Source organism: Rhodohalobacter sp. (assembly GCF_041686455.1).
Lineage (GTDB): Bacteria > Bacteroidota > Rhodothermia > Balneolales > Balneolaceae > Rhodohalobacter.
In genome coordinates this window covers 23,156-42,278 of record NZ_JAWLDW010000004.1, presented here as the reverse complement: position 1 = coordinate 42,278, position 19,123 = coordinate 23,156, and the positions used below count along the sequence as shown (strand labels likewise).

The window sequence follows — 19,123 nt, the reverse complement described above, 5'->3', positions numbered from 1 at the left end:
ATGCTACTTAAGATTTTTCAGAAACCAACCTTCCGTCAAATCAAGCACTTCTTCAAATGCCTTTGGAAAGTTCTCCTCTTCAAACGGGTGAGCAACATTAAACGTATGGCCGGCATTATTAATCAGACGTACCTCTTTTTGATCAGCCGGACAAGCTCTGTAAAGCTTTTCTGACTCGCTGTATGGCACAGCTTCATCATCCTTTCCGGCAATGAACATCGAGGGGATATGCAGTTCTTCAACCCTTTTTATCGCCATCAGACGGTCTGCGTTGGCTAAGGCATCATCATACACCTCTTTACCAATTTTCATGATCTGATTAGTGCGCGAATTTTTGATCTCTGTGTAGCCTTTCGTTTTCCAATCGTCAATCATGCTGTCACTCCAGCGATCATTGTAATTGGCCACTGCACTCCAGGTCACCAGAGTCATTATTTCTGAATATTCTGCTGCTGCTGCTACAGCTGTGTGTCCACCTCGGGAATGGCCGATAATTCCAATTCGGTCCGAATCCAAAACAAATTTATCAGACGTGATTTCTTTACTTTTTACGGCTTCAATGATTATCCCAACATCATCCAAGTCCCTGCTGAGGGTCTCTTTTTCAAACAGGTTAAGCTGATCAAAATCCATCATGTTTTTACCGACCCCGTTGTAGGAAAAGTTCATTGCCAGCACCCCAAAACCGACCTTTGAAAGCTCTTCGCATGCATCGGGAAAAGCACCCCAGTCTTTAAATCCCTTAAAGCCGTGAATGAAAATGATGAGTGGCAGAGAGGATCCTGAAGCTGAGAAGGGAGTATAAAGATCGTAATAGATCGGCAATCCTCCCTCTGATTCTACAGCGCCGGATTTTTTATCTACTCTACTTGCTTTCATCAGCCCTCTTTGTTGAAATCAAGTGTATCCAGTTTAACAAGTTTCCGAAGATCATTAATCTCTTTCTGTTTGAGATAACGCCATCTTCCCACCCGCATGTCTTTATCGTTTAAACCTGCATAACGTACTCGTTTTAGCTTTTTCACTTCTGCATCAAAATAATTAATCATGCGTCGGATCAGATGATTCCGGCCTTCAAACACCGTGATGATAATAATATTGGGTTTGTATCCACTTCTTTGAACCTTTGTCGGTTGAATAGGGCCGTCTTCCAACTCAATTCCATTTCTCATCTCAATCAGCTCGTCATCCGTTAAAATTCGGTCCGTTTCCACCTCATATGTTTTTTTCACCTTGTAACTCGGATGCATCAGCCTGTGAGCCAGGTCACCGTCATTTGTCAAAACCAGAAGTCCCATAGTATTTCTGTCCAGTCGACCTACCGGATACACTCTATAGCCGGTAGCGTCTTCTATCGCGTCGAGAACGGTATTTCTGTCTTTTTCATCATCTGTAGTGCTGATTGTATCTTTACCCTTATTCAGCAAGATGTAAACAAATGGCTCCAGTGAAACTCGTTGGCCATCAACCTCAACCTTGTCATCCGCGGATACTTTAGTGCCAAGCTCAGTAACCACTTTGCCATTGATTTTAACCTTTCCGGCTTCGATATATTCGTCTGCATCTCTTCTGGAGCAAAATCCGGCATGAGCAATAAATTTGTTCAGCCGAATTTCATCCCTGAGATAACTCTCCTGTTCAGCCCGGTTGGACCTGTCGGGGCCCTTTCTTGCTTTTTTGGCTTTTCTCGGTTTGGACGTACTTTTCTTCTGGCTGAAAGGCTCTTCCTTTCCTCTTTTTCTGTCGGGTCTTTGTTGGCGCTGTGGACGTTCCGGGCGTTTTTTCTTCATTTTATTAAACTAAAAAGTTAAATCTAATTTTTTATAAGGTGCTCAATCTGCCTAAAGATAACAATCATATGGCACCTGATTAGCAATTCCAATAGTGTGCTAAATCTCGAAAAGTTTTAAGGCTAAATGTATTTATCTCCCCTTACTACTTTTACAGGGTTTGCATATACTATAACAGCATAATTTTCGAAGTAGTGTTCAGCAACTTGATCGATTATGTTATTTCCTACTTCTCGACTTACCACGGCTTCAATTTTGATATTTTTGCCTTCAAAATCACTAACCCTTGTACCTCTTGAGCCCTCTCCCTCAACATCCGTAATTGTGTATCCTTTACCGCCATTTTTCTTGATCAGATCTACCAAATCATCTCTCAAAATTCTCTCAGATATAATGGTTACCAAAAACAGTTCTGTTAACTTCATATTAACCTCCAAACCAAGTTGCAATTACATAGTATAATGGAATACCCAGCGTAATGTTAAAAGGAAAAGTTATTCCAAGTGATGCTGTAAGGTAAAGTGTAGGACTTGCTTTTGGTAATGCAATTCTTACAGCTGCAGGGGCTGCAATGTAACTCCCGCTGGAAACCATAGCGGCAAATACAGAACTGCCTGCTACACTTAGACCTGACCAGAGCCCTACTAAAACTGCCATAAACCCAAAGAGGATAGGCACTATTATTCCAAATCCCAACAAGAAAAAGCCCGCTCTTTTCAAATCACCGAGCCTGCGTGCGGTAATCATCCCAAGTTCCAGTAGAAAAAGCACTAAAGCCCCCTGGAAACCATTTACAAAAAATGGGGCTACCGGTTCAAAACTTTTAGGACCTGCCAAATATCCAATTATCAATCCTCCAAGCAACAAAATTATACTGCTGCCTGTTACAACTTCGTGAAGTGCTTTTTTAACAGAACCTGAACCTGAATTAATAATTTGAGGTATCATCAAAGCAACAATAATTCCCGGCACCTCCAGCAATGCAACAAGGGCAGGAAGAAAACCCTCGGGAGAGTCTCCTAAACTTTCAGCATAGCTGATAGCAGCTATGAATGTTACTGCCGAAACAGAACCGTAATGTGCAGCAATACCCGCCGCGTTTGAGACATCAAATTTACCCATATATCTCAATACTGCATATGCAATGAGTGGGGTTAAAATACCTAAGGAAATTGTAGCAACAACTGGCCAAATGAAGTCAGAAAAAGCCGTAGTGCTAAGTTCAACCCCCCCCTTTAATCCAATTGCAAGCAGCAAGTAGATCGATAAGGCCTTATAGATAGGTTGCGGAAATTCAAGATCACTCTTAACTACTTTTGCAACGATTCCCAAGACAAAAGCCATCACAATAGGTGATGTAAAATTTGATAGCAGAGATTCCATTAACAGTATTATATTTTTTTCAACTTAAAACCATCGAAACTAAATAAAAAAACCGGGAAATATAAGAGCGAAGTAGCCCTATTCTAAAAATTGGTAAACGAATAAAATTCAACTTATGATTGCGTGGATATTTTTATTCTTTGCAAATTGAATGAAACTCCTTGCAACCGGGCTCAACTTTTTACCTTTGGGATAAACCAATTTCCAGTTATTCACATAGGGTAAACCTTTAACGTCCAAAACAGATATTTTGCCCATTTTTTCTTCATTTAGCAAGCTGTATCGCGACACTAATGAAATTCCTATTCCAGCCATAATTGCTTGTTTCACAGCTTCGTTCGTACTCAACTCCATTACAATTTTTGGATTAATGCTTTCCTGATTTAATAAACTTTCCATCACCAGTCTGGTTCCAGACCCTGTTTCCCGGATCAAAAAGTCGTACTTTTTAAGATCTTCCCACTGGATATTTTTTTTATTTGCAAGATCATGATTGGGTGAAGCAGCCAGCACCAATGGATTTGACAAAAATCCGATCTGCTCCAACGCTATTCCCTCTGGCAATTGTGAAAAAACAGCCAGGTCACATGCATTTTCTTTTAATTGAGACGCAACTTCAATTCGGTCTGTTACTTTTAAAGATATCTGTACGTGAGGCAACTCATCTCTGAATTTTCCAAGGATGTAAGGCATGAAATATTTCGCGGTTGACACCACCACAATACTTAATTTACCCTTCATCACCCCTTTTAATTCATCAAGCGCCATCTCCAAAGACTTAAGCTCACTCTTAATTTTCTTCTGTGAGTTATAGAGCTCAACTCCTGCATCAGTCAAGTAAAGCTGCTTACCTATTACCTCAATAAGGTCAATGTCGAAGTGTTCCTGTAATTTCTTTACCTGAATTGAAACCGCAGGCTGACTCATAAATAGCTCTTTAGCTGCTTTGGTAATGCTTTTGTTTTTTGCCACTGATGCAAAAACGTCCAGTTGATGTAGCGTAAATGACATAAACGATAACTTATGATTATAATCATTTATGTTAATTATTATTTATACAAAAAGCACCCTATTTTTTCGCCGCATATTCAACATTTAAACAAAAAATAATGAGCTTTACGAAAACAATTACTGTGGCGCACGGAGACGGAATTGGTCCTGAGATAATGGATTCTACCTTAAAAATTCTAGATGCGGCTAATTCTAATCTCATTTATGAGTCAATTGAAGTAGGTGAAAAAGTTTATAACAAAGGTATTAAAGCGGGGATCGAAGATAAAAGCTGGGACATAATCTCAAAGAATAAAATTCTGCTAAAAGCTCCTATTACTACCCCCCAGGGAGGCGGTGTGAAAAGTTTAAATGTAACATTGCGAAAGACTCTCGGCCTTTTTGCAAATGTAAGGCCATGCAGGGCTTACCATCCATTTGTTAAAACCAAACATCCGGATATGGATGTAATTGTAATCCGCGAAAATGAAGAAGATACATACGGCGGTATCGAGCACAGACAAACCTTTGAAGTATACCAATGCCTTAAATTAATCACCCTTCCCGGTACTGAACGAATCGTACGCTACGCTTTTGAGTATGCAAAATCGAATGGCCGAAGTAAAGTAACCTGTCTTACAAAAGACAATATCATGAAACTGACGGATGGTCTTTTTCACGATGTGTTTAAAACAGTTTCCAAAGAGTACCCACACATCGAATCAGAAAATTTAATTGTGGATATTGGAACTGCCAGACTAGCAGACACTCCTGAGCGGTTTGATGTAGTAGTTATGCCGAACTTGTACGGAGATATTGTTTCAGATATCACAGCTCAGATTTCAGGATCAGTGGGTATGGTGGGCTCAGCAAATATTGGAACAAAAACAGCTATGTTTGAAGCAATTCATGGATCAGCCCCGGATATTGCCGGCCATAATATTGCAAATCCTTCGGCTCTCATTCAAGCTTCTGTAATGATGTTAAGGCATCTTGGGCAGTTTACTCAAGCGGATAATATTCAAAATGCCTGGCTTAAAACTCTTGAAGATGGAATTCACACTCCTGACATATTTAATAACGACAGCAAGCTCAAAGCTTCCACTCAAGATTTCACCCAAGCTGTAATCGAGAGATTAGGACAGAAGCCGGCAACACTTTCAAAAGTTTCTACATCCGGAGCCGTTAATTTTCAGATCCCGGCATTAAAATTGAGCAGGTCAGAAAATAAACCTTCTGCAACTCAAAAAAGGACTCTTACCGGAGTGGACGTATTTATCTATTGGGAACCCCAAAATATAAATCTACTTGCTCAAAGACTTAATGACGCAGCCAGTGAGGAGTTTGAACTGACCATGATTACAAATCGAGGTACAAAAGTATGGCCAAATGGTAATCCAGAAACTTTTTGTACAGATCATTGGCGATGCAGATTTAAATCTATGAATGGGAAAGCCACTCAGTTCAAAGTTGTTGATCTTCAAAAAAGATTAACCAAACATGCTATAGATATCATTAAAACGGAAAACCTTTATCTGTTCGACAATGAACCCGCCTTTTCGTCCGGCCAAGGTGAATAAAATCGATATAGCAGTTAGTCCGTCGTCCATTTGCTATCAGAAATGCTTTTCAGCTCAATGAAACTGACTTGCCTTTTCTTTAAATTTAGATGCTATTTCTAATTAATAAGTAAAAATGATAGACAACTATTTCCCTAGAGCAGTACCCATTCCCAAACTCCAAGAATTTGTACTAGAAAAACTATCTAAAAAAAACTTAAACCAAAAAAATACACTTTGGGCAACCTCGGTTTGTAGTGACGAAGTTAATCAGAGTCTTCATCAGCTAGATGAATATTTTGAAACATTTGGGCCTTTTATCCTTGGGGGTATTTCAGGAATCCCTTTTGCGGGCAAGACTGGTTTTAAAGCTTTTTCAAGCCATATACCAGATAATGGAGGTGCTTTTATTGTCTATGGACCTCATGTTGGAATTACTCAAGAAGGTGAAATCGGAAAAGTACACCGGGCCGGGCAACAACTTAATACTTCAAGTTGCGGTTCAGTCATAGGAGCACTCAATACATTAAAAAATAATGAGAATTCTAAAAAGCCACAGTATGATTATCAACAGGAGGAGGTGAAAAATCTTCTTCGAAAAAATTGGAAAAAACTTTCCAATTCAGAAGACCAAGTCATAACTGCTACTGAAATAACATATGATGAGATTAAACATGAAATCAGGGAAATCATCACTTCCTGTCTTTCCTATTTAGAAGGTAAGCCACTGTTGGCCGTCGGCGGAATATTGATCAATACAGACCCCTCTGATGAAGACTTATTTGAAATCAGAGATATAGATTGGTATTAAAATGCTTCTTAAACATTTAAAAAAAAGTAGCGGCCAAGCTATATTTTAAAGACGTTGGATTATAAACTTCCGTCGTCATCATCCTTTTTTTTCGGTACCGGATCGTATCCTGAACTACCCCATGGATGACATTTCGAAATTCGTTTTATACCCAGCCAAGTACCTTTCAAAACTCCCCACTCCTCAATGGCTTCAATTGTGTAGTTAGAGCAGCTTGGTACGTGCCTGCAGCTTGGACCCATAAAGGGAGACAAAATCGCCTGATAGATCTTAATCAGACCTACAAAAATCCATTTCAAGACTTTTTGGATACTATGAAGCATTAAATTCGTAGGTGGTGTTTCCGCTTTTGTCGTCCTTCAAACGGATCCCAATTTCCAAAAGGTCATCCCTGATTTTATCAGATGTGGCAAAATCTTTCTTCTCTCGAGCTTCAGCACGAATTTCAATCAGAAGTTGAACCAGCTCATCCGTTTTACTATCGTCTGATTTGGTGTGCGCCTTCAAGCCCATCACGTCAAATACAAACTCATTCATAGTTTTGGAAAGAGATGTAAATGCAGAAATAGATAGTTCAGATTTATTGATTTGACCATTGTGGAGTGCATTCACTTTGCTGCTCAAATCGAAGAGTGCAGCAAGAACGAGAGCCGTGTTAAAATCATCATTCATGGCTGAATGACAACGATTGCAAGCGTCCAGAATTTCATTATCTATTTTTCCATCAGTACCGTTTTTGGGCGGATCCATTTTGTTCAGGGTATCTACGGCATTCATCAGCTTTTGATAACCTTTTTCTGCAGCAGCAAGTGCTTCGTTTGAAAAGTCTATTTTACTTCTGTAATGACTCTGAAGCATAAGAAAGCGCACTACCATAGGATCATACGCTTTATCCAGTTTTACATGGTCACCGCCAAAGAGCTCTTCCAGATTTATAAAGTTTCCGGCACTTTTACTCATCTTGGAACCGTCTATGGTCACCATATTGTTGTGCATCCAGTAGTTCACCGGATCGTGGCCGTGAGCGCCTCTGCACTGAGCTATTTCAGCTTCATGGTGAGGAAACTGCAAGTCCAGCCCGCCGCCATGAATATCAAATTTTTCTCCCAAATATTTCGTGCTCATCGTGGTGCACTCGAGGTGCCAGCCGGGAAATCCAACACTCCATGGTGAACGCCATCGCATGATGTGCTCCGGATTCGCCTTTTTCCAGAGTGCAAAATCGTACGGACTTTTCTTCTCTTCCATTCCTTCAGTGCCGCGACTGCCAACTTGTAAATCTTCCAGAACTTTGCCCGAAAGTGTTCCATAGTCGTTACTCTCACGATATTTCATCAAATCGAAATAGACACTTCCATTTACTTCGTAAGCGAATCCGTTTTCCAAAATTTTTTCAATCAGCTCAATCTGTTCTATGATGTGGCCAGATGCCGTCGGTTCGATACTTGGCCGAATACAGTTCAGTGCATCCATACCTTCATGGTACTTTATGGTGTAGGTCTGAACCACTTCCATCGGTTCAATCTCTTGTAGACGGGCTTTTTTAGCAATTTTGTCTTCTCCCTGTTCAGCCTCTTCATTTTCGAGATGTCCTACATCTGTAATATTCCGAACATATCGAACTTTATATCCAAGATGCTTAAGGTATCTGTAAACAATATCAAAAGTGATGGCTGCCCGGGCATGTCCTAAATGTGGATCTCCGTAAACGGTTGGACCACATACATAAAGACCAACAAAAGGCGGCTTGATCGGTTCAAACAGTTCTTTATTTCGTGATAAACTGTTGTAAAGATGCAGTTTTGATTGCTCCTTCTGTGCCATTGTTATCTTTTAAAGATCCTGAAATTGTTGATTATCCTAAAATATTAACCGAACGATTTGGTATCAGGCCATATCGGTTTGAGTTTTAATATAATCAATAAACCGTTGCTGAGTTATCTCATCCTTGAATTGGCCTCTGTAATCAGTAGTAACCGTACTGCTTTCCCTGTCTTGAATTCCACGTGTAGAAACACAAAAATGCTTACTTTCGATAAATACAGCCACATCCTTCGATTCCAATGCAGTTTCCAACTCATCTGCTATCTGCAATGTCAATCGTTCCTGCACTTGTGGACGCCGGGCATAATAATCCACCACCCGGTTAATTTTAGACAGTCCGATAACTTTGCCGGTACTGTAATAGGCAACGTGAGCCTTCCCAATGAATGGCAAAAAGTGGTGCTCACAAAAAGAAGTTACATTAATATTTTTTACCACAACCATATCGCCATACTCATACTTGTTGCCAAATTTTCTGGCATCCGGACGATTCTTAGGGTTCAGGCCTTTAAAAATTTCCTTCACGTACATTTTGGCAACACGTTGGGGAGTACCGCTTAAACTCTCGTCGTTCAGGTCTAATCCCAAAGCTTCCATAATTTTGGCGAAATGTTTTTCAATCACTTCAATTTTTTCGCCATCCGTTAATTCAAAAGCGTCTTCTCTAAGTGGTGTTTTAACAGAAGTGGATATGTGATCATCTCCAATTTCGTCTGCTTCTGTATGGTCTAGTTCCAGTGAACCGACTGCATTTTTTTCTTTACTCATTGATTAAAAAATCTGTGTATAAATATCTTTTTTTTCAGCTTTAAAGTTACGGGTTCCTGTTTCAATATCATAATAGATGAAACGATAGAGACACATCACTAAAAGCTATCATAACGGTTCAAATTAAGCCTTTTCTTTTTTAAAAGTATTAATTACTCCACCGTCCAACAGCGATTTTAACTGCCGCCCGCTCAATGTATGTCGTACGGTAAATTCACTGTCTTTCGTAACGTTCTTAACCGTTATTTTTTCTCCGGATTTTAGCTGCTGCCTGATATCCTCAACTTTTAGAATATCTCCCTGATCGATTGACTCGTAGTCATCATCATCGATAAATTCGAGAGGAGCAATACCAAAATTGGCCAGATTTTGCCACCCTATGCGGGCGTAACTTTTGGCAATAACAGCACGCTGCCCTAAATATCTTGGAGCAATTGCTGCATGTTCACGGCTTGAACCTTGTGCATAGTTCTCACCCGCAATAACTACATGCCCTTCATATTCTTCATTTGCCTCAATGGCCCGGTCATAAAATGATTCATCTATAACTGTAAACGAAAATTTACTGATTTCAGGGATATTGCTTCTGAAAGGCAATACCTCTGCACCTGCCTTCAGGATACCATCTGTCGAAATATCATCTCCCATTTTTAAGAGCACCGGAACTTCAAAATCGGAGAGCTCTTCAAAGTCGGGCATTGTTGAGATATTCGGTCCTTTTTTAAGCTCTTTCTCTTTTCCGTTTTCTGAGGGTGCCAGGAGCATGTCTTTATTGATAATGTAATCTTCAGGGTCGCTGTACTTTGGCCACTTGATATCAAACAGCTCTTCAAGCCGTCGCGGATCCGTGATTTCGCCGGTCAATGCAGAAGCAGTTGCCGTTTCAGGACTTACCAGAAAAACGGAGTCTTCTTTAGTACCCGATCGATCCGGAAAGTTACGCGGAACCGTTCTTAAACTATTCTGACCGCTCGCTGGCGCCTGTCCCATTCCAATACAGCCGTTGCATCCCGCCTGGTGTATTCGTGCACCTGACTGCACCAAATGAAGCATCACCCCGGTCTTAACCATATTCTCGATTATCTGTCGTGATGTTGGATTAACGTCTAAACTTACATCATCATGGATGCGCTGATCTTTTACAATTTCTGAAGTTATCCAAAAATCCCTGTATCCCGGATTTGCAGACGAACCGATGTACGATTGATAGATCGGCTTACCTTCAACTTCTGAAACAGGTACGACATTACCCGGACTGCTTGGAAGGGCAATCATTGGTTCCAGTTCGTCCATAATCAATTCCTCATAATCATCGTAAGACGCTCCTTCATCTGCTTTCAATTCGCTCCACTGATCCTCGCGATCATTTTGCTTCATGAAACGGCGTACTTCATCATCAGAAGGGAAAACCGTAGTTGTAGCACCCATTTCAGTACCCATGTTGGCAATCACATGCCGATCCATTGTACTAAGCTCTTTTAAGCCTTCACCAAAGTATTCAATAACGTAGCCCCGGGCTCCTTTCACATCGTATCTTCTCAACATTTCGAGCACGAGATCCTTGGCACTGACCCAATCGGGTAATTTCCCTTTCAATTCCACACCAAGCACTTTTGGCATCTTTAAATACATCGGTTCTCCAGCGATAGCAAAAGCTACGTCAAGCCCACCTGCTCCCAAGGCAAACATTCCCATACAGCCCGATGCAGGTGTATGGCTATCAGACCCTGCAAGTGTCTGGCCGGGTGTAGCGAAATGTTCAGTATGTACCGGATGACTCACTCCGTTACCCGGCCGAGAGTACCAGATTCCAAATTTATCAGCCGCAGATTTTAAGAACACATGATCATCCGGATTTTTATTATCAGTTTGAAGAAGATTATGATCTACATACTGACAAGAAATTTCCGTTTTAGCCCTGTCCAGCCCCATAGCTTCCAACTCCAGCATCACAAGTGTACCGGTTGCGTCCTGCGTTAGTGTTTGATCAATTTTTATACCAATCTCCGCCCCAGGTTTTAATTGTCCTTCAACCAAGTGTGATTCTATCAGCTTTTGGGTAACATTCAGTGCTTCAGACATAAAGAGTACTTTTTTATTAACCTTTTGAATAGTATAAGGTTATCATATAAAATATCGTTCAAAGTGATATTGTTATGGCTTTATTTTTTTACTGGAAATCTATAAAATGCTGTTAACTTCCATTTTCTGAGTTTGTTAGGAATTTTCGGCAATTTTTTCGTTTATTGAATAAACTGATCATCTGCAGTTATGACTTACCGTGAACTCATAGACCAACTCGCCGATTCTTCCGGCAAGTCAAAAGCTCAAACCAAAGAGCTTTTAGAAGATGCTATCTCCGTACTTTCCAGTCAGCTTGCCCGTGGTAACGGCGTGACAATTCCTGACTTGGGAACATTTGGTTGTAAAGTGAAAGAAGTTCAAAAAGTATACAGTCCCCACTATAAAAAGTATATGCTCATTCCTCCAAAGCGGGTTGTTGAATTTAGCCCCTCATCTGTTCTAAAAGATGAACTAAAGTTTGTGGGAAAAGAAGATGAGTGAAAAAATTACTTTTAGTGAGCTGGTTGATCTCATCGCTGAGCAATCAAAACAGAGCCAGGCCTCCACAAACAGTTTTATCGGTGAACTCGTTAATATTATCGAGTCCGGACTGAGGAAAAGCGGATCTGTAAGTATTTCAGGTTTTGGAAAATTTGAACTACGCTGGATGAATGAGCGCCCCGGAGTAAACCCACAAACGGGTGAAGAAATTACCATTCCGGGTCAGAACAAAGTTGTCTTCAAGCCTTACAAAGCACTCCGCGAAGATGTGAATCGTCCATATTCTAAAATGGAGCCTCAGATTCTGGATGAATCGCCAAAAGATTCGTCGGACAAAAAATCTGATGATCTCGAAGAAAATACTCAGAAAACGGTCGGCGTTTCCTCAGCTGAAGCGGATGATGGCAACGACTTCTTGATAGAGCGCCCCAATCCTGTAAAAGGTAAGTCTGAGCTCAAATCTGCCGAAGATTCCGATGAAGAGAAAAAGACGGAGCAATCTTCAAAACAGGATGATAATGAAGAGGTCAAGCCAGACCAAGAAAAGTTTGATCCTTTTCCTGTGGGTACAGGCAGTGATAAAGGTTCTAAAAGCAGTGATGAGCCAAATGCTGTTCAGCCAAAATTACCGGCCGATCAAAATATGCCCGCTTTAAATGCAGGTAAAAAAACCAGAATGGCAAAGCGCGCTCAGGATTCAGAAAAGATTAACTGGACCTACGCTGCGGCGGCCGTAATCGTCGCTTTGGCTATTTTTATCATCTTCCTTGTCTCCAGGCAATATATTGGTAATGACACTCCTCAGCTGACATCTGAACCAGAGCAGATAACAGCACCTGTAACACCAGCCCCTGAGCTCAATGAAACTAATGAAGAAACTGAGCCTCCGGCCTCAGAGGCTGAGACTGAGACCGCACCTCAGGCTGAAACCGAGATTCATACAGTAGATTCAGGTGAGTCACTCTGGAGTATTTCAGAAACTGATTTGGGGGATCCCTATCTATGGCCTATGATATATGGGCTAAACCTTGATCAAATTGACAGCCCAAATATCATTCCGGTTTCAGCTGACCTGACTGTACCGGTAATTTCTGATCCCGATAACCTTTCGGAATCAGAGCTCGAACAGGTTGCAGAGGGATACCTCGCCGTATATCAATGGACCAAAACCAACAACCCGGAAGAGGCTAAATATTTCCTCTGGGCTGTAGGGGTCTTCTCACCGGAAATGCTCGATCTCGCAGCTTCAAGCGTTGATCAAGCAGATCTCACTTTTGCAAAAACGAGATAAAACCAAATTAACAATCCTAAATTTGAGGAAACTATGATACGTCATATAGTAATGTGGAAACTACAAGATGAAGCCGCAGGCGCTACCAAAGAGAAGAATGCCGAAAAGATGAAACTCATTCTGGAAGGCCTTCGAACCAACATTGAAGAAATAAAAGATGTTGAAGTAGGTATACAGATTAACCAGGACGACCCGGATGCACTTGATGTAGTTCTAATTTGTGATTTTGAAACAGATCTGGATTTTCAAATGTATACCAGAAATGCACACCATAAAAAAGCTGTAGAGTTTATAAAACAGGTTGCTGAAAGCCGATATACGGTCGACTATAAGGTTGATTTATAAATTAAGTAAGATTTTGGAGCAACCTTCATTTATTATACCTGAGATTTCACTGGATGATCATCTCAATGATAAGCTTTTAACTATAGCTGATTTATTGAAAACTGAGCTGCTACGCTCAGTTCAGCTTCACGATAGAGATATCGTGGAATCCACTCATCTTACCCGAAAACGCCTGAAGTTACTTCGGGCGTTTTTAAAATTGCTTAAAAAGTGCGGGAATCCAGACCATTCAAACAAGCTTAACGTCACATTCAAAAGTTGGGGGCAGTCCTTATCAGAGCTGAGGGATATTCATGTTTACAGAATGTTTATTGAAGACATCACACCTGAATATTCTAAAAATGTAGACACCAGAGTACTTCACAAGATAAAAGAAATTGCCAGTTCTCAAGTTGACCAGCTGGAAAATCAATTGGTAGTTAAAGATGAAATCTTTAAAAATCTTGAACTTCAGATTAGCAGTCACTCGTCTTTAAAAACATTCATCAATTCAAACACATTTGATACTGAATGTATTTTAGAAGGTTTTAAAATTTCATTCCGGAAAAGTCACCAGGCGTTTAAACAAGCTGTAGCATCCGAACTCTCAGGACCATTTCATGAATGGCGGAAGCGGCTGAAAGATGTTCAATATCAATTGGCTCTTTTGCGATCTCAACAAACCCGTATAAATATATCCGAACCGGATGTAGAACGGATCTGTGAAACACTCGGAAAAGATCAGGATTTGAATAACTTTATCCATTGGCTGCACTCACTGAATCTGAAGCCAAAACCTGTAAATCGATTGATTCATCACTTAAAAAAATCTCAGATTGAATTGAAGCGACAGCTTATTATTGAAGGGCAAAGATTTTATAAACACTCATCCGTTTGATTTTTGACATCTATGGATACTGATGAACCACATGAAATTCCCATCAACGGTGTATTGGACCTCCACTACTTTGCGCCGGAAGACCTCTCCACACTGATTGATGAGTACATTAATGCCTGCCTTGAAGAGGAGATCTACCAGGTGCGGTTTATCCACGGTAAGGGAATTGGTAATGTCAGGAGAAGTGTCCACGCTCTGCTCGAACGTAATCCACACGTAACCGGGTACCAGATTGCAGATGGATCAGGTGGCGGCTGGGGTGCTACAATTGCGAACTTGGAGCCTTAATTTGCAGTAATCTGTAATTTGAGTCGTCCCTGCGGGACTTTATAAATTCTTGACCTCATTTTTCTACTACCCATGTGTTGTCCCTAACGGGACAATGAATTAGTAATTAAATTCACACTCGGTAGTAAACTTCTCAACTCCTAAAGCAAATCTAAGCTGTTTATTTAAGGATACTCATAGGGTAAAATCAAAATTCGACGTCCAACTCGGGGGCGTAACATGGGTAGTAAAAGAATTATCCCACCCCCATAATCAGTGCCGTAAGGCACGAGACGTTGGATTTCATGGTTAAACCAATGGTAGTGCTTCATTTCGTTTGAATAGGGGGAGCAACGTATGGCTTATGTTGCATTCAAGCCATTTCTGAGATCACATTTTCTTCTAATTCCATTTTCAATCCCTTCAGAATTTACCAAACTGCTCTCTTTTATTTTTCTACACATGTGTTGTCCCTGACGGGACAATGAATTAGTAATTAAGTTCACACTCGGCAGTAAACTTCTCAACCCCTAAAGCAGAACTAAGCTGTTCTTTCTATGGGTGGGTCATTGAGTCAAAACCTAGATTCAACGTCCCCTGGGCACGTAACATGGGTAGAAAAAGGATAACCCCTACCCTTTAATCAGTGCCGTAAGGCACGACACATTAGACCGGATGTAATTAATTACAGAAAACACAAAACAAAAAAAGAGGCCCGAAGGCCTCTTTTAATAAATTAATATTTCATGCAAGTACTTAGTTCAAGAATTGGTCAAACGTCAGGGAGATATAGTAGATCGCACCAAGGTTTGGTCCGCCGTAATTCAGAAAATGACGGTTATTCAGGATATTTGAACCACCGGCCTTCACTACCGTTTTCATATCAGGAATACTGTATGTGACTTGAGCATCTAACGTGCTTACATCAGGCACTCGCCCGCTGGCAAAAGAGGATGTCCAGTTAAACGCTTCCTGCCATCTATATGTCAAGTTGAAGCCTATCTGATCGGTAAGACGACGGTTACCAAATGATACATTCACCTTGTGCTCCGGTGTATTGTAATCAAAGATAAACTGGTCTTCCCTGTCGGTTACCAGCTGATTCCAGTTGTAGTTTGTACTCAGCAGAAATCCTTTGGGAAGACTGTAATCTACTCCCAAAACAGCACCCTGAGACTTCACTGTCTCATCCACGTTTGTGTAGAGCTGGAAAGTGTTCGACGCATCACCGGAAAGCAGTGAGGCTGCCGTTTGCACATTCTGTTGAATCGCAGCTGGGTCCTGAGCCGTGAAATCGATTGGCCCTGCAGCGCGTCTTACCCTAAACTGTGCGATAAAATCGTCATAAATGTTATAGTAATAGGCGGCGTCAATCATAAGCCTGTTTCCAAGCAAACCTTTGTATCCGATTTCATAGGATTGAATCTGTTCAGGCTTAACAGGATTGAACTCTGTGAATTGCCCGGATTGTAGCTCTGTATAAGCTAACTGATTTCCACTCAGAAATTCATTGGTAAATTGTTCTACTGACTCCAGGGTGTATCCGTTCTCAGTCACATTGTACTTCTCAGCGAGATAAGGCAGACCACCCAATAATCTGGCAGTCAAAACATTCAGATCTATATATTGACCCTGTGTAGTTGGGTTCCTGAAACCTGTCTGGTACGATGTACGAATGTTATGCCCGTCTGCTACTTTCAGAACAGATGAGATACGAGGATTGAACTGTCCGTCGAAGTTCTCATTTTTATCGTAACGCAGGGAGCCGGTCAGTCTCCATCTGTCGTCGAAAAGAGACTTTGCAGCCTGAAGATATCCGCCATATTCACTGATATCTACCCCTCCGTCACCGTCATCAAAAATAGTTCCATTCGATCGAAGCTGATATTGACGGTAACTGAATCCAACTTGAACATCTGCAAATTCGATCTCGTTTTTGAAGTCGTACTGACCTTCTGTATGGAGAAATCTTGATTTGTCATCAAATCGAGCTCCATCAGGAACCGTACCTTCTAAAGCCGCACTTTTAGCCGCTTCAAACTGTTGCGTACCCGGCATAAATCTATTCGCGTCAACGGCATTTCTTGCCGAACTATGCAAGTTTGCTAAAATATTTGGATCTGATAATAAAGATTGAACTACTGCAGGATCATAAGTTGTGCTTTGCTCAGTTACGGCGTACGTTTGTGCTAAGCCTTGTATAAAAGCTCCACCATAGTTAGCATACCAGTCTTCAGTTCCCAGATATGCATCGTTAACAGCAAAACCGACAAAGTCTGCTATGTAGGATTCTCCTGAATCTTCAAAAGTTCCATACGCTCGAACCATAAAATTATCTCCGTCCAGCTGAAGTTTATGCTGCTGGATATTAAAGTCCTTCAGGCTATATCGCTGAGCACCACTATAGATAGAAGTACCGTAGCCATAGTTCATTGAATAGCTCGCTTCAACATTGTCCGTAATTCGGTATTGCAAAGATGTATTAAACTTCAGATTCTCCGCATCGTGATCCACAAGGTGCTCTTCTCTGTATCCGGTTCTCGCCACCGGTTGTGATGGAAGACTCTGCGCGAACTGCTGAGCATCATTTGCTGAAAAACCTGCTTGCATTAATCCTTGCGTAACTGCCTGAACAAAATCCTGGTTAAAACTTAATAATCCAATATTGAATGTACCGTCATCACCATACAGGTGTACCCCGTCGTAGGCCGGATTTTGTCCCGGATTACTAGCGAAATTAAGGTCGGAATTTTTATCAGAATAGTTAATACCTCTCCAGTCATCTGCCTGGCTATAGGAGAAGTTCAGTTTATAAGCAAAACGATCACCCACAGTATCTGCCCAACGAATAGAAGACTCAAACATGTGGCGCGGATTGTTCGGCTCCCCAATATCACCATCACTGTCAATATGGTTTACACCGTTTCTCACAAATACGCTTAATCCGGGGTAGCGAAACGGGCTTTTGCTGTTAACCAGCAGGATTCCGTTAAACGCATTTGGCCCGTAAAGTGCAGAAGATGCACCGGGAATAAATTCCAGACTCTCTACGTCCAGCTCAGAAGGTCCGTTCAAATTCCCGATCGGGAAGTTAAGCGCCGGAGCCTGAGTATCCATTCCGTCTGTTAGCTGCACCATCCGGGTGTTACCTGTGGAGTTGAATCCGCGGGCATTAATAATCTGAAAATTAATACTGCTGGTTGTTACATCAACTCCCTTCAGGTTTGCAATACCTTTATAGTAGTTATCAGAAGCGGTCTGATTGATCGCCAGAATGTCCATTCTTTCGATGGATACCGGTGCCTCCATAATGCTCTCCTCAACCCGGGAAGCTGACACTACAACATCAGAGCCAAGGAATGTCTCTTCAACCAGTTCGATTCTCAAATCAGATACGTTCGATTCCGTAATTTCAATTTCCTGGGTTCGATATCCTACAATAGATACCACAAGAGTAATGGGCGGATCGTCATTTACATTGAGTGTAAACTCACCTTGAGCATCAGCAGCCACACCTACTACACGACCTTTTACTGCAATATTTACACCTGCAAGGGGCTCGCCTGATCCGGCATCAACAACTTGCCCGGTAATAACAATTTGCTGATCCGTTGATATTTCGTCGTAAGATGTGCTGGAAGCACTCGAGTACTCTGCACCGGCCAATCCCGCGATCAGCATAAGAGAGAATAATCGAATAACTGAATTCCGTATCCAATCTTTCATAGATTTCAGATTTAATTAATGATTTAGGGGTTTGCTATTTGCAACATCGAATGTAAACCGTTTCCCGATGATTTGTCAACTATAAATAAAACTCAATTTTTGGTTAATGCAAGCGCTTCCAAAATAATTTTTATACTGCCCCAATCGTATTATATGTTCCATCTGAAACAATTACTTTTAAAGTATATTGAACCAACCAAATAAATCTAACTGATACTTTATATGATAAAAACAGATCTGCGCTACATTGTTCTTCTATTTCTTTTCCTTTTTGCAGGGTGCACCTCACCGGAAATATTGACAGGACAGGATACTGCTAGACTGATAACCATTGATGCCACAGGCGAAGTTTTTGCGCCTGCCGATGAGATTATTTTCAATATCACCATCAATCGCTTTGACGAAGAAGCAAGCAAGGCTTTTGAGAATCATAAAAATCTGGAGCAATTCCTAACAGAACTGATCATTGAACATAATATTGACGAGGAGTACATCAATGCGTATCCAATCAGTATTTCTCCGCGACGACATTCTCAAAATACAGGGTTTGAAACACGACAGAGTGTATCTATCCAATTGCAGGATTTAGATCAATTTGAGTCGATGCAAATTACCCTGATTGAGAATGGCTTTGATAATTTTTCAGCCAACTTTTCAACATCATCTGCAGAAGAAGCACGCAATGAGGCTTTGGAAAAAGCCGTTGAAAACGCACGCAGCAAAGCCCAAATATTAGCTCAGGCATCCGGCATGGAGTTAGGCGGTGTCCACAATATTGATTATACCTCTTCTAAAGGAGTTGTTCGCCGGGATATGGCCATGATGAGTGCTGAATCAAACAGCGGCTCCCTAATTGTCATGCAGCGGACTATACCCATTTCTGAGAGCGTCAGGGTTCAGTTCAAAATGAATTAAACATCATTTATT

General features: G+C 41.2%; 18 protein-coding genes. 8 read left to right on the top strand and 10 right to left on the bottom strand.

The features are described 5' to 3' along the window. Positions 1–3 precede the first annotated feature (3 nt). From ACESM0_RS01165 to ACESM0_RS01145, 5 genes are all read right to left on the bottom strand, one after another. Positions 4–879, bottom strand: a complete 876-nt coding sequence (locus ACESM0_RS01165) for an alpha/beta hydrolase family protein (protein WP_372902818.1) — start codon at positions 877–879, stop codon at positions 4–6. After that, the gene (locus ACESM0_RS01160) at positions 879–1,790 is read right to left on the bottom strand and encodes a pseudouridine synthase (RefSeq protein ID WP_372902816.1); all 912 of its coding nucleotides are present in this window, start codon (positions 1,788–1,790) and stop codon (positions 879–881) included. Before ACESM0_RS01160 ends, ACESM0_RS01165 begins: the two co-directional genes overlap by 1 nt. 122 nt (positions 1,791–1,912) lie before the next feature. Then, positions 1,913–2,215 (bottom strand): P-II family nitrogen regulator, encoded by a 303-nt coding sequence (locus ACESM0_RS01155; RefSeq protein WP_372902814.1) that lies wholly within the window; start codon positions 2,213–2,215, stop codon positions 1,913–1,915. A 1-nt stretch (position 2,216) separates the two neighbouring features. Beyond that, positions 2,217–3,134: a sodium-dependent bicarbonate transport family permease gene (locus ACESM0_RS01150; RefSeq protein ID WP_372902812.1), complete on the bottom strand. Its 918-nt coding sequence runs from the start codon at positions 3,132–3,134 to the stop codon at positions 2,217–2,219. Between the two features lie 147 nt (positions 3,135–3,281). Beyond that, positions 3,282–4,184, bottom strand: a complete 903-nt coding sequence (locus ACESM0_RS01145) for a LysR family transcriptional regulator (protein WP_372902810.1) — start codon at positions 4,182–4,184, stop codon at positions 3,282–3,284. Positions 4,185–4,282: 98 nt separating this feature from the next. Between ACESM0_RS01145 and ACESM0_RS01140 the strand changes: the two genes are divergently transcribed. Beyond that, on the top strand, positions 4,283–5,743 hold the full coding sequence (locus ACESM0_RS01140; RefSeq protein ID WP_372902808.1) for an NADP-dependent isocitrate dehydrogenase: 1,461 nt from the start codon (positions 4,283–4,285) through the stop codon (positions 5,741–5,743). Positions 5,744–5,858: 115 nt separating this feature from the next. After that, the gene (locus ACESM0_RS01135) at positions 5,859–6,533 is read left to right on the top strand and encodes a hypothetical protein (RefSeq protein ID WP_372902806.1); all 675 of its coding nucleotides are present in this window, start codon (positions 5,859–5,861) and stop codon (positions 6,531–6,533) included. A gap of 59 nt (positions 6,534–6,592) precedes the next feature. Here ACESM0_RS01135 and yidD read toward each other — a convergent pair whose 3' ends face one another. The 4 genes from yidD to ACESM0_RS01115 form a co-directional block, all read right to left on the bottom strand. After that, positions 6,593–6,832: a membrane protein insertion efficiency factor YidD gene (gene yidD / locus ACESM0_RS01130; protein ID WP_372902804.1), complete on the bottom strand. Its 240-nt coding sequence runs from the start codon at positions 6,830–6,832 to the stop codon at positions 6,593–6,595. Between the two features lie 13 nt (positions 6,833–6,845). Continuing rightward, on the bottom strand, positions 6,846–8,357 hold the full coding sequence (gene cysS, locus ACESM0_RS01125) for a cysteine--tRNA ligase (protein WP_372902802.1): 1,512 nt from the start codon (positions 8,355–8,357) through the stop codon (positions 6,846–6,848). A 63-nt stretch (positions 8,358–8,420) separates the two neighbouring features. Then, positions 8,421–9,125, bottom strand: coding sequence for a GTP cyclohydrolase I FolE (folE, locus tag ACESM0_RS01120; RefSeq protein ID WP_372902800.1), 705 nt, complete (start codon positions 9,123–9,125; stop codon positions 8,421–8,423). Positions 9,126–9,248: 123 nt separating this feature from the next. Then, positions 9,249–11,207 (bottom strand): aconitate hydratase, encoded by a 1,959-nt coding sequence (locus tag ACESM0_RS01115; protein WP_372902798.1) that lies wholly within the window; start codon positions 11,205–11,207, stop codon positions 9,249–9,251. Positions 11,208–11,396: 189 nt separating this feature from the next. Here ACESM0_RS01115 and ACESM0_RS01110 point away from each other — a divergent pair, with 189 nt between their 5' ends. From ACESM0_RS01110 to ACESM0_RS01090, 5 genes are read left to right on the top strand one after another with little or no spacing between them, the layout of a single operon-like run. Continuing rightward, positions 11,397–11,690: an HU family DNA-binding protein gene (locus ACESM0_RS01110; protein ID WP_372902796.1), complete on the top strand. Its 294-nt coding sequence runs from the start codon at positions 11,397–11,399 to the stop codon at positions 11,688–11,690. Further along, positions 11,683–12,981, top strand: a complete 1,299-nt coding sequence (locus tag ACESM0_RS01105; protein ID WP_372902794.1) for an HU family DNA-binding protein — start codon at positions 11,683–11,685, stop codon at positions 12,979–12,981. The genes ACESM0_RS01110 and ACESM0_RS01105 overlap by 8 nt, the downstream gene beginning before the upstream one ends. Positions 12,982–13,014: 33 nt before the next feature. Next, positions 13,015–13,326, top strand: coding sequence for a Dabb family protein (locus tag ACESM0_RS01100; protein ID WP_372902792.1), 312 nt, complete (start codon positions 13,015–13,017; stop codon positions 13,324–13,326). A gap of 13 nt (positions 13,327–13,339) precedes the next feature. Beyond that, entirely contained in the window at positions 13,340–14,203 is an 864-nt protein-coding gene (locus tag ACESM0_RS01095; protein WP_372902790.1) for a CHAD domain-containing protein, read from the top strand. Positions 14,204–14,215: 12 nt separating this feature from the next. Then, positions 14,216–14,491 (top strand): Smr/MutS family protein, encoded by a 276-nt coding sequence (locus ACESM0_RS01090; RefSeq protein WP_372902788.1) that lies wholly within the window; start codon positions 14,216–14,218, stop codon positions 14,489–14,491. Between the two features lie 735 nt (positions 14,492–15,226). Here ACESM0_RS01090 and ACESM0_RS01085 read toward each other — a convergent pair. Further along, complete coding sequence (locus ACESM0_RS01085) at positions 15,227–18,196, bottom strand: TonB-dependent receptor (RefSeq protein ID WP_372902786.1); 2,970 nt, start codon at positions 18,194–18,196, stop codon at positions 15,227–15,229. A 222-nt stretch (positions 18,197–18,418) separates the two neighbouring features. Between ACESM0_RS01085 and ACESM0_RS01080 the strand changes: the two genes are divergently transcribed. Continuing rightward, entirely contained in the window at positions 18,419–19,111 is a 693-nt protein-coding gene (locus tag ACESM0_RS01080) for an SIMPL domain-containing protein (RefSeq protein ID WP_372902784.1), read from the top strand. The last annotated feature ends 12 nt before the right edge of the window (positions 19,112–19,123 follow it).

Bases quoted from the DNA above. Each gene is read 5' to 3' on its own strand.
- ACESM0_RS01165 (WP_372902818.1), bottom strand. From the start codon at position 879: ATGAAAGCAAGTAGAGTAGATAAAAAATCCGGCGCTGTAGAATCAGAG.
- ACESM0_RS01160 (WP_372902816.1), bottom strand. From the start codon at position 1,790: ATGAAGAAAAAACGCCCGGAACGTCCACAGCGCCAACAAAGACCCGAC.
- ACESM0_RS01155 (WP_372902814.1), bottom strand. From the start codon at position 2,215: ATGAAGTTAACAGAACTGTTTTTGGTAACCATTATATCTGAGAGAATT.
- ACESM0_RS01150 (WP_372902812.1), bottom strand. From the start codon at position 3,134: ATGGCTTTTGTCTTGGGAATCGTTGCAAAAGTAGTTAAGAGTGATCTT.
- ACESM0_RS01145 (WP_372902810.1), bottom strand. From the start codon at position 4,184: ATGTCATTTACGCTACATCAACTGGACGTTTTTGCATCAGTGGCAAAA.
- ACESM0_RS01140 (WP_372902808.1), top strand. From the start codon at position 4,283: ATGAGCTTTACGAAAACAATTACTGTGGCGCACGGAGACGGAATTGGT.
- ACESM0_RS01135 (WP_372902806.1), top strand. From the start codon at position 5,859: ATGATAGACAACTATTTCCCTAGAGCAGTACCCATTCCCAAACTCCAA.
- cysS (WP_372902802.1), bottom strand. From the start codon at position 8,357: ATGGCACAGAAGGAGCAATCAAAACTGCATCTTTACAACAGTTTATCA.
- folE (WP_372902800.1), bottom strand. From the start codon at position 9,125: ATGAGTAAAGAAAAAAATGCAGTCGGTTCACTGGAACTAGACCATACA.
- ACESM0_RS01115 (WP_372902798.1), bottom strand. From the start codon at position 11,207: ATGTCTGAAGCACTGAATGTTACCCAAAAGCTGATAGAATCACACTTG.
- ACESM0_RS01110 (WP_372902796.1), top strand. From the start codon at position 11,397: ATGACTTACCGTGAACTCATAGACCAACTCGCCGATTCTTCCGGCAAG.
- ACESM0_RS01105 (WP_372902794.1), top strand. From the start codon at position 11,683: ATGAGTGAAAAAATTACTTTTAGTGAGCTGGTTGATCTCATCGCTGAG.
- ACESM0_RS01100 (WP_372902792.1), top strand. From the start codon at position 13,015: ATGATACGTCATATAGTAATGTGGAAACTACAAGATGAAGCCGCAGGC.
- ACESM0_RS01090 (WP_372902788.1), top strand. From the start codon at position 14,216: ATGGATACTGATGAACCACATGAAATTCCCATCAACGGTGTATTGGAC.
- ACESM0_RS01085 (WP_372902786.1), bottom strand. From the start codon at position 18,196: ATGAAAGATTGGATACGGAATTCAGTTATTCGATTATTCTCTCTTATG.
- ACESM0_RS01080 (WP_372902784.1), top strand. From the start codon at position 18,419: ATGATAAAAACAGATCTGCGCTACATTGTTCTTCTATTTCTTTTCCTT.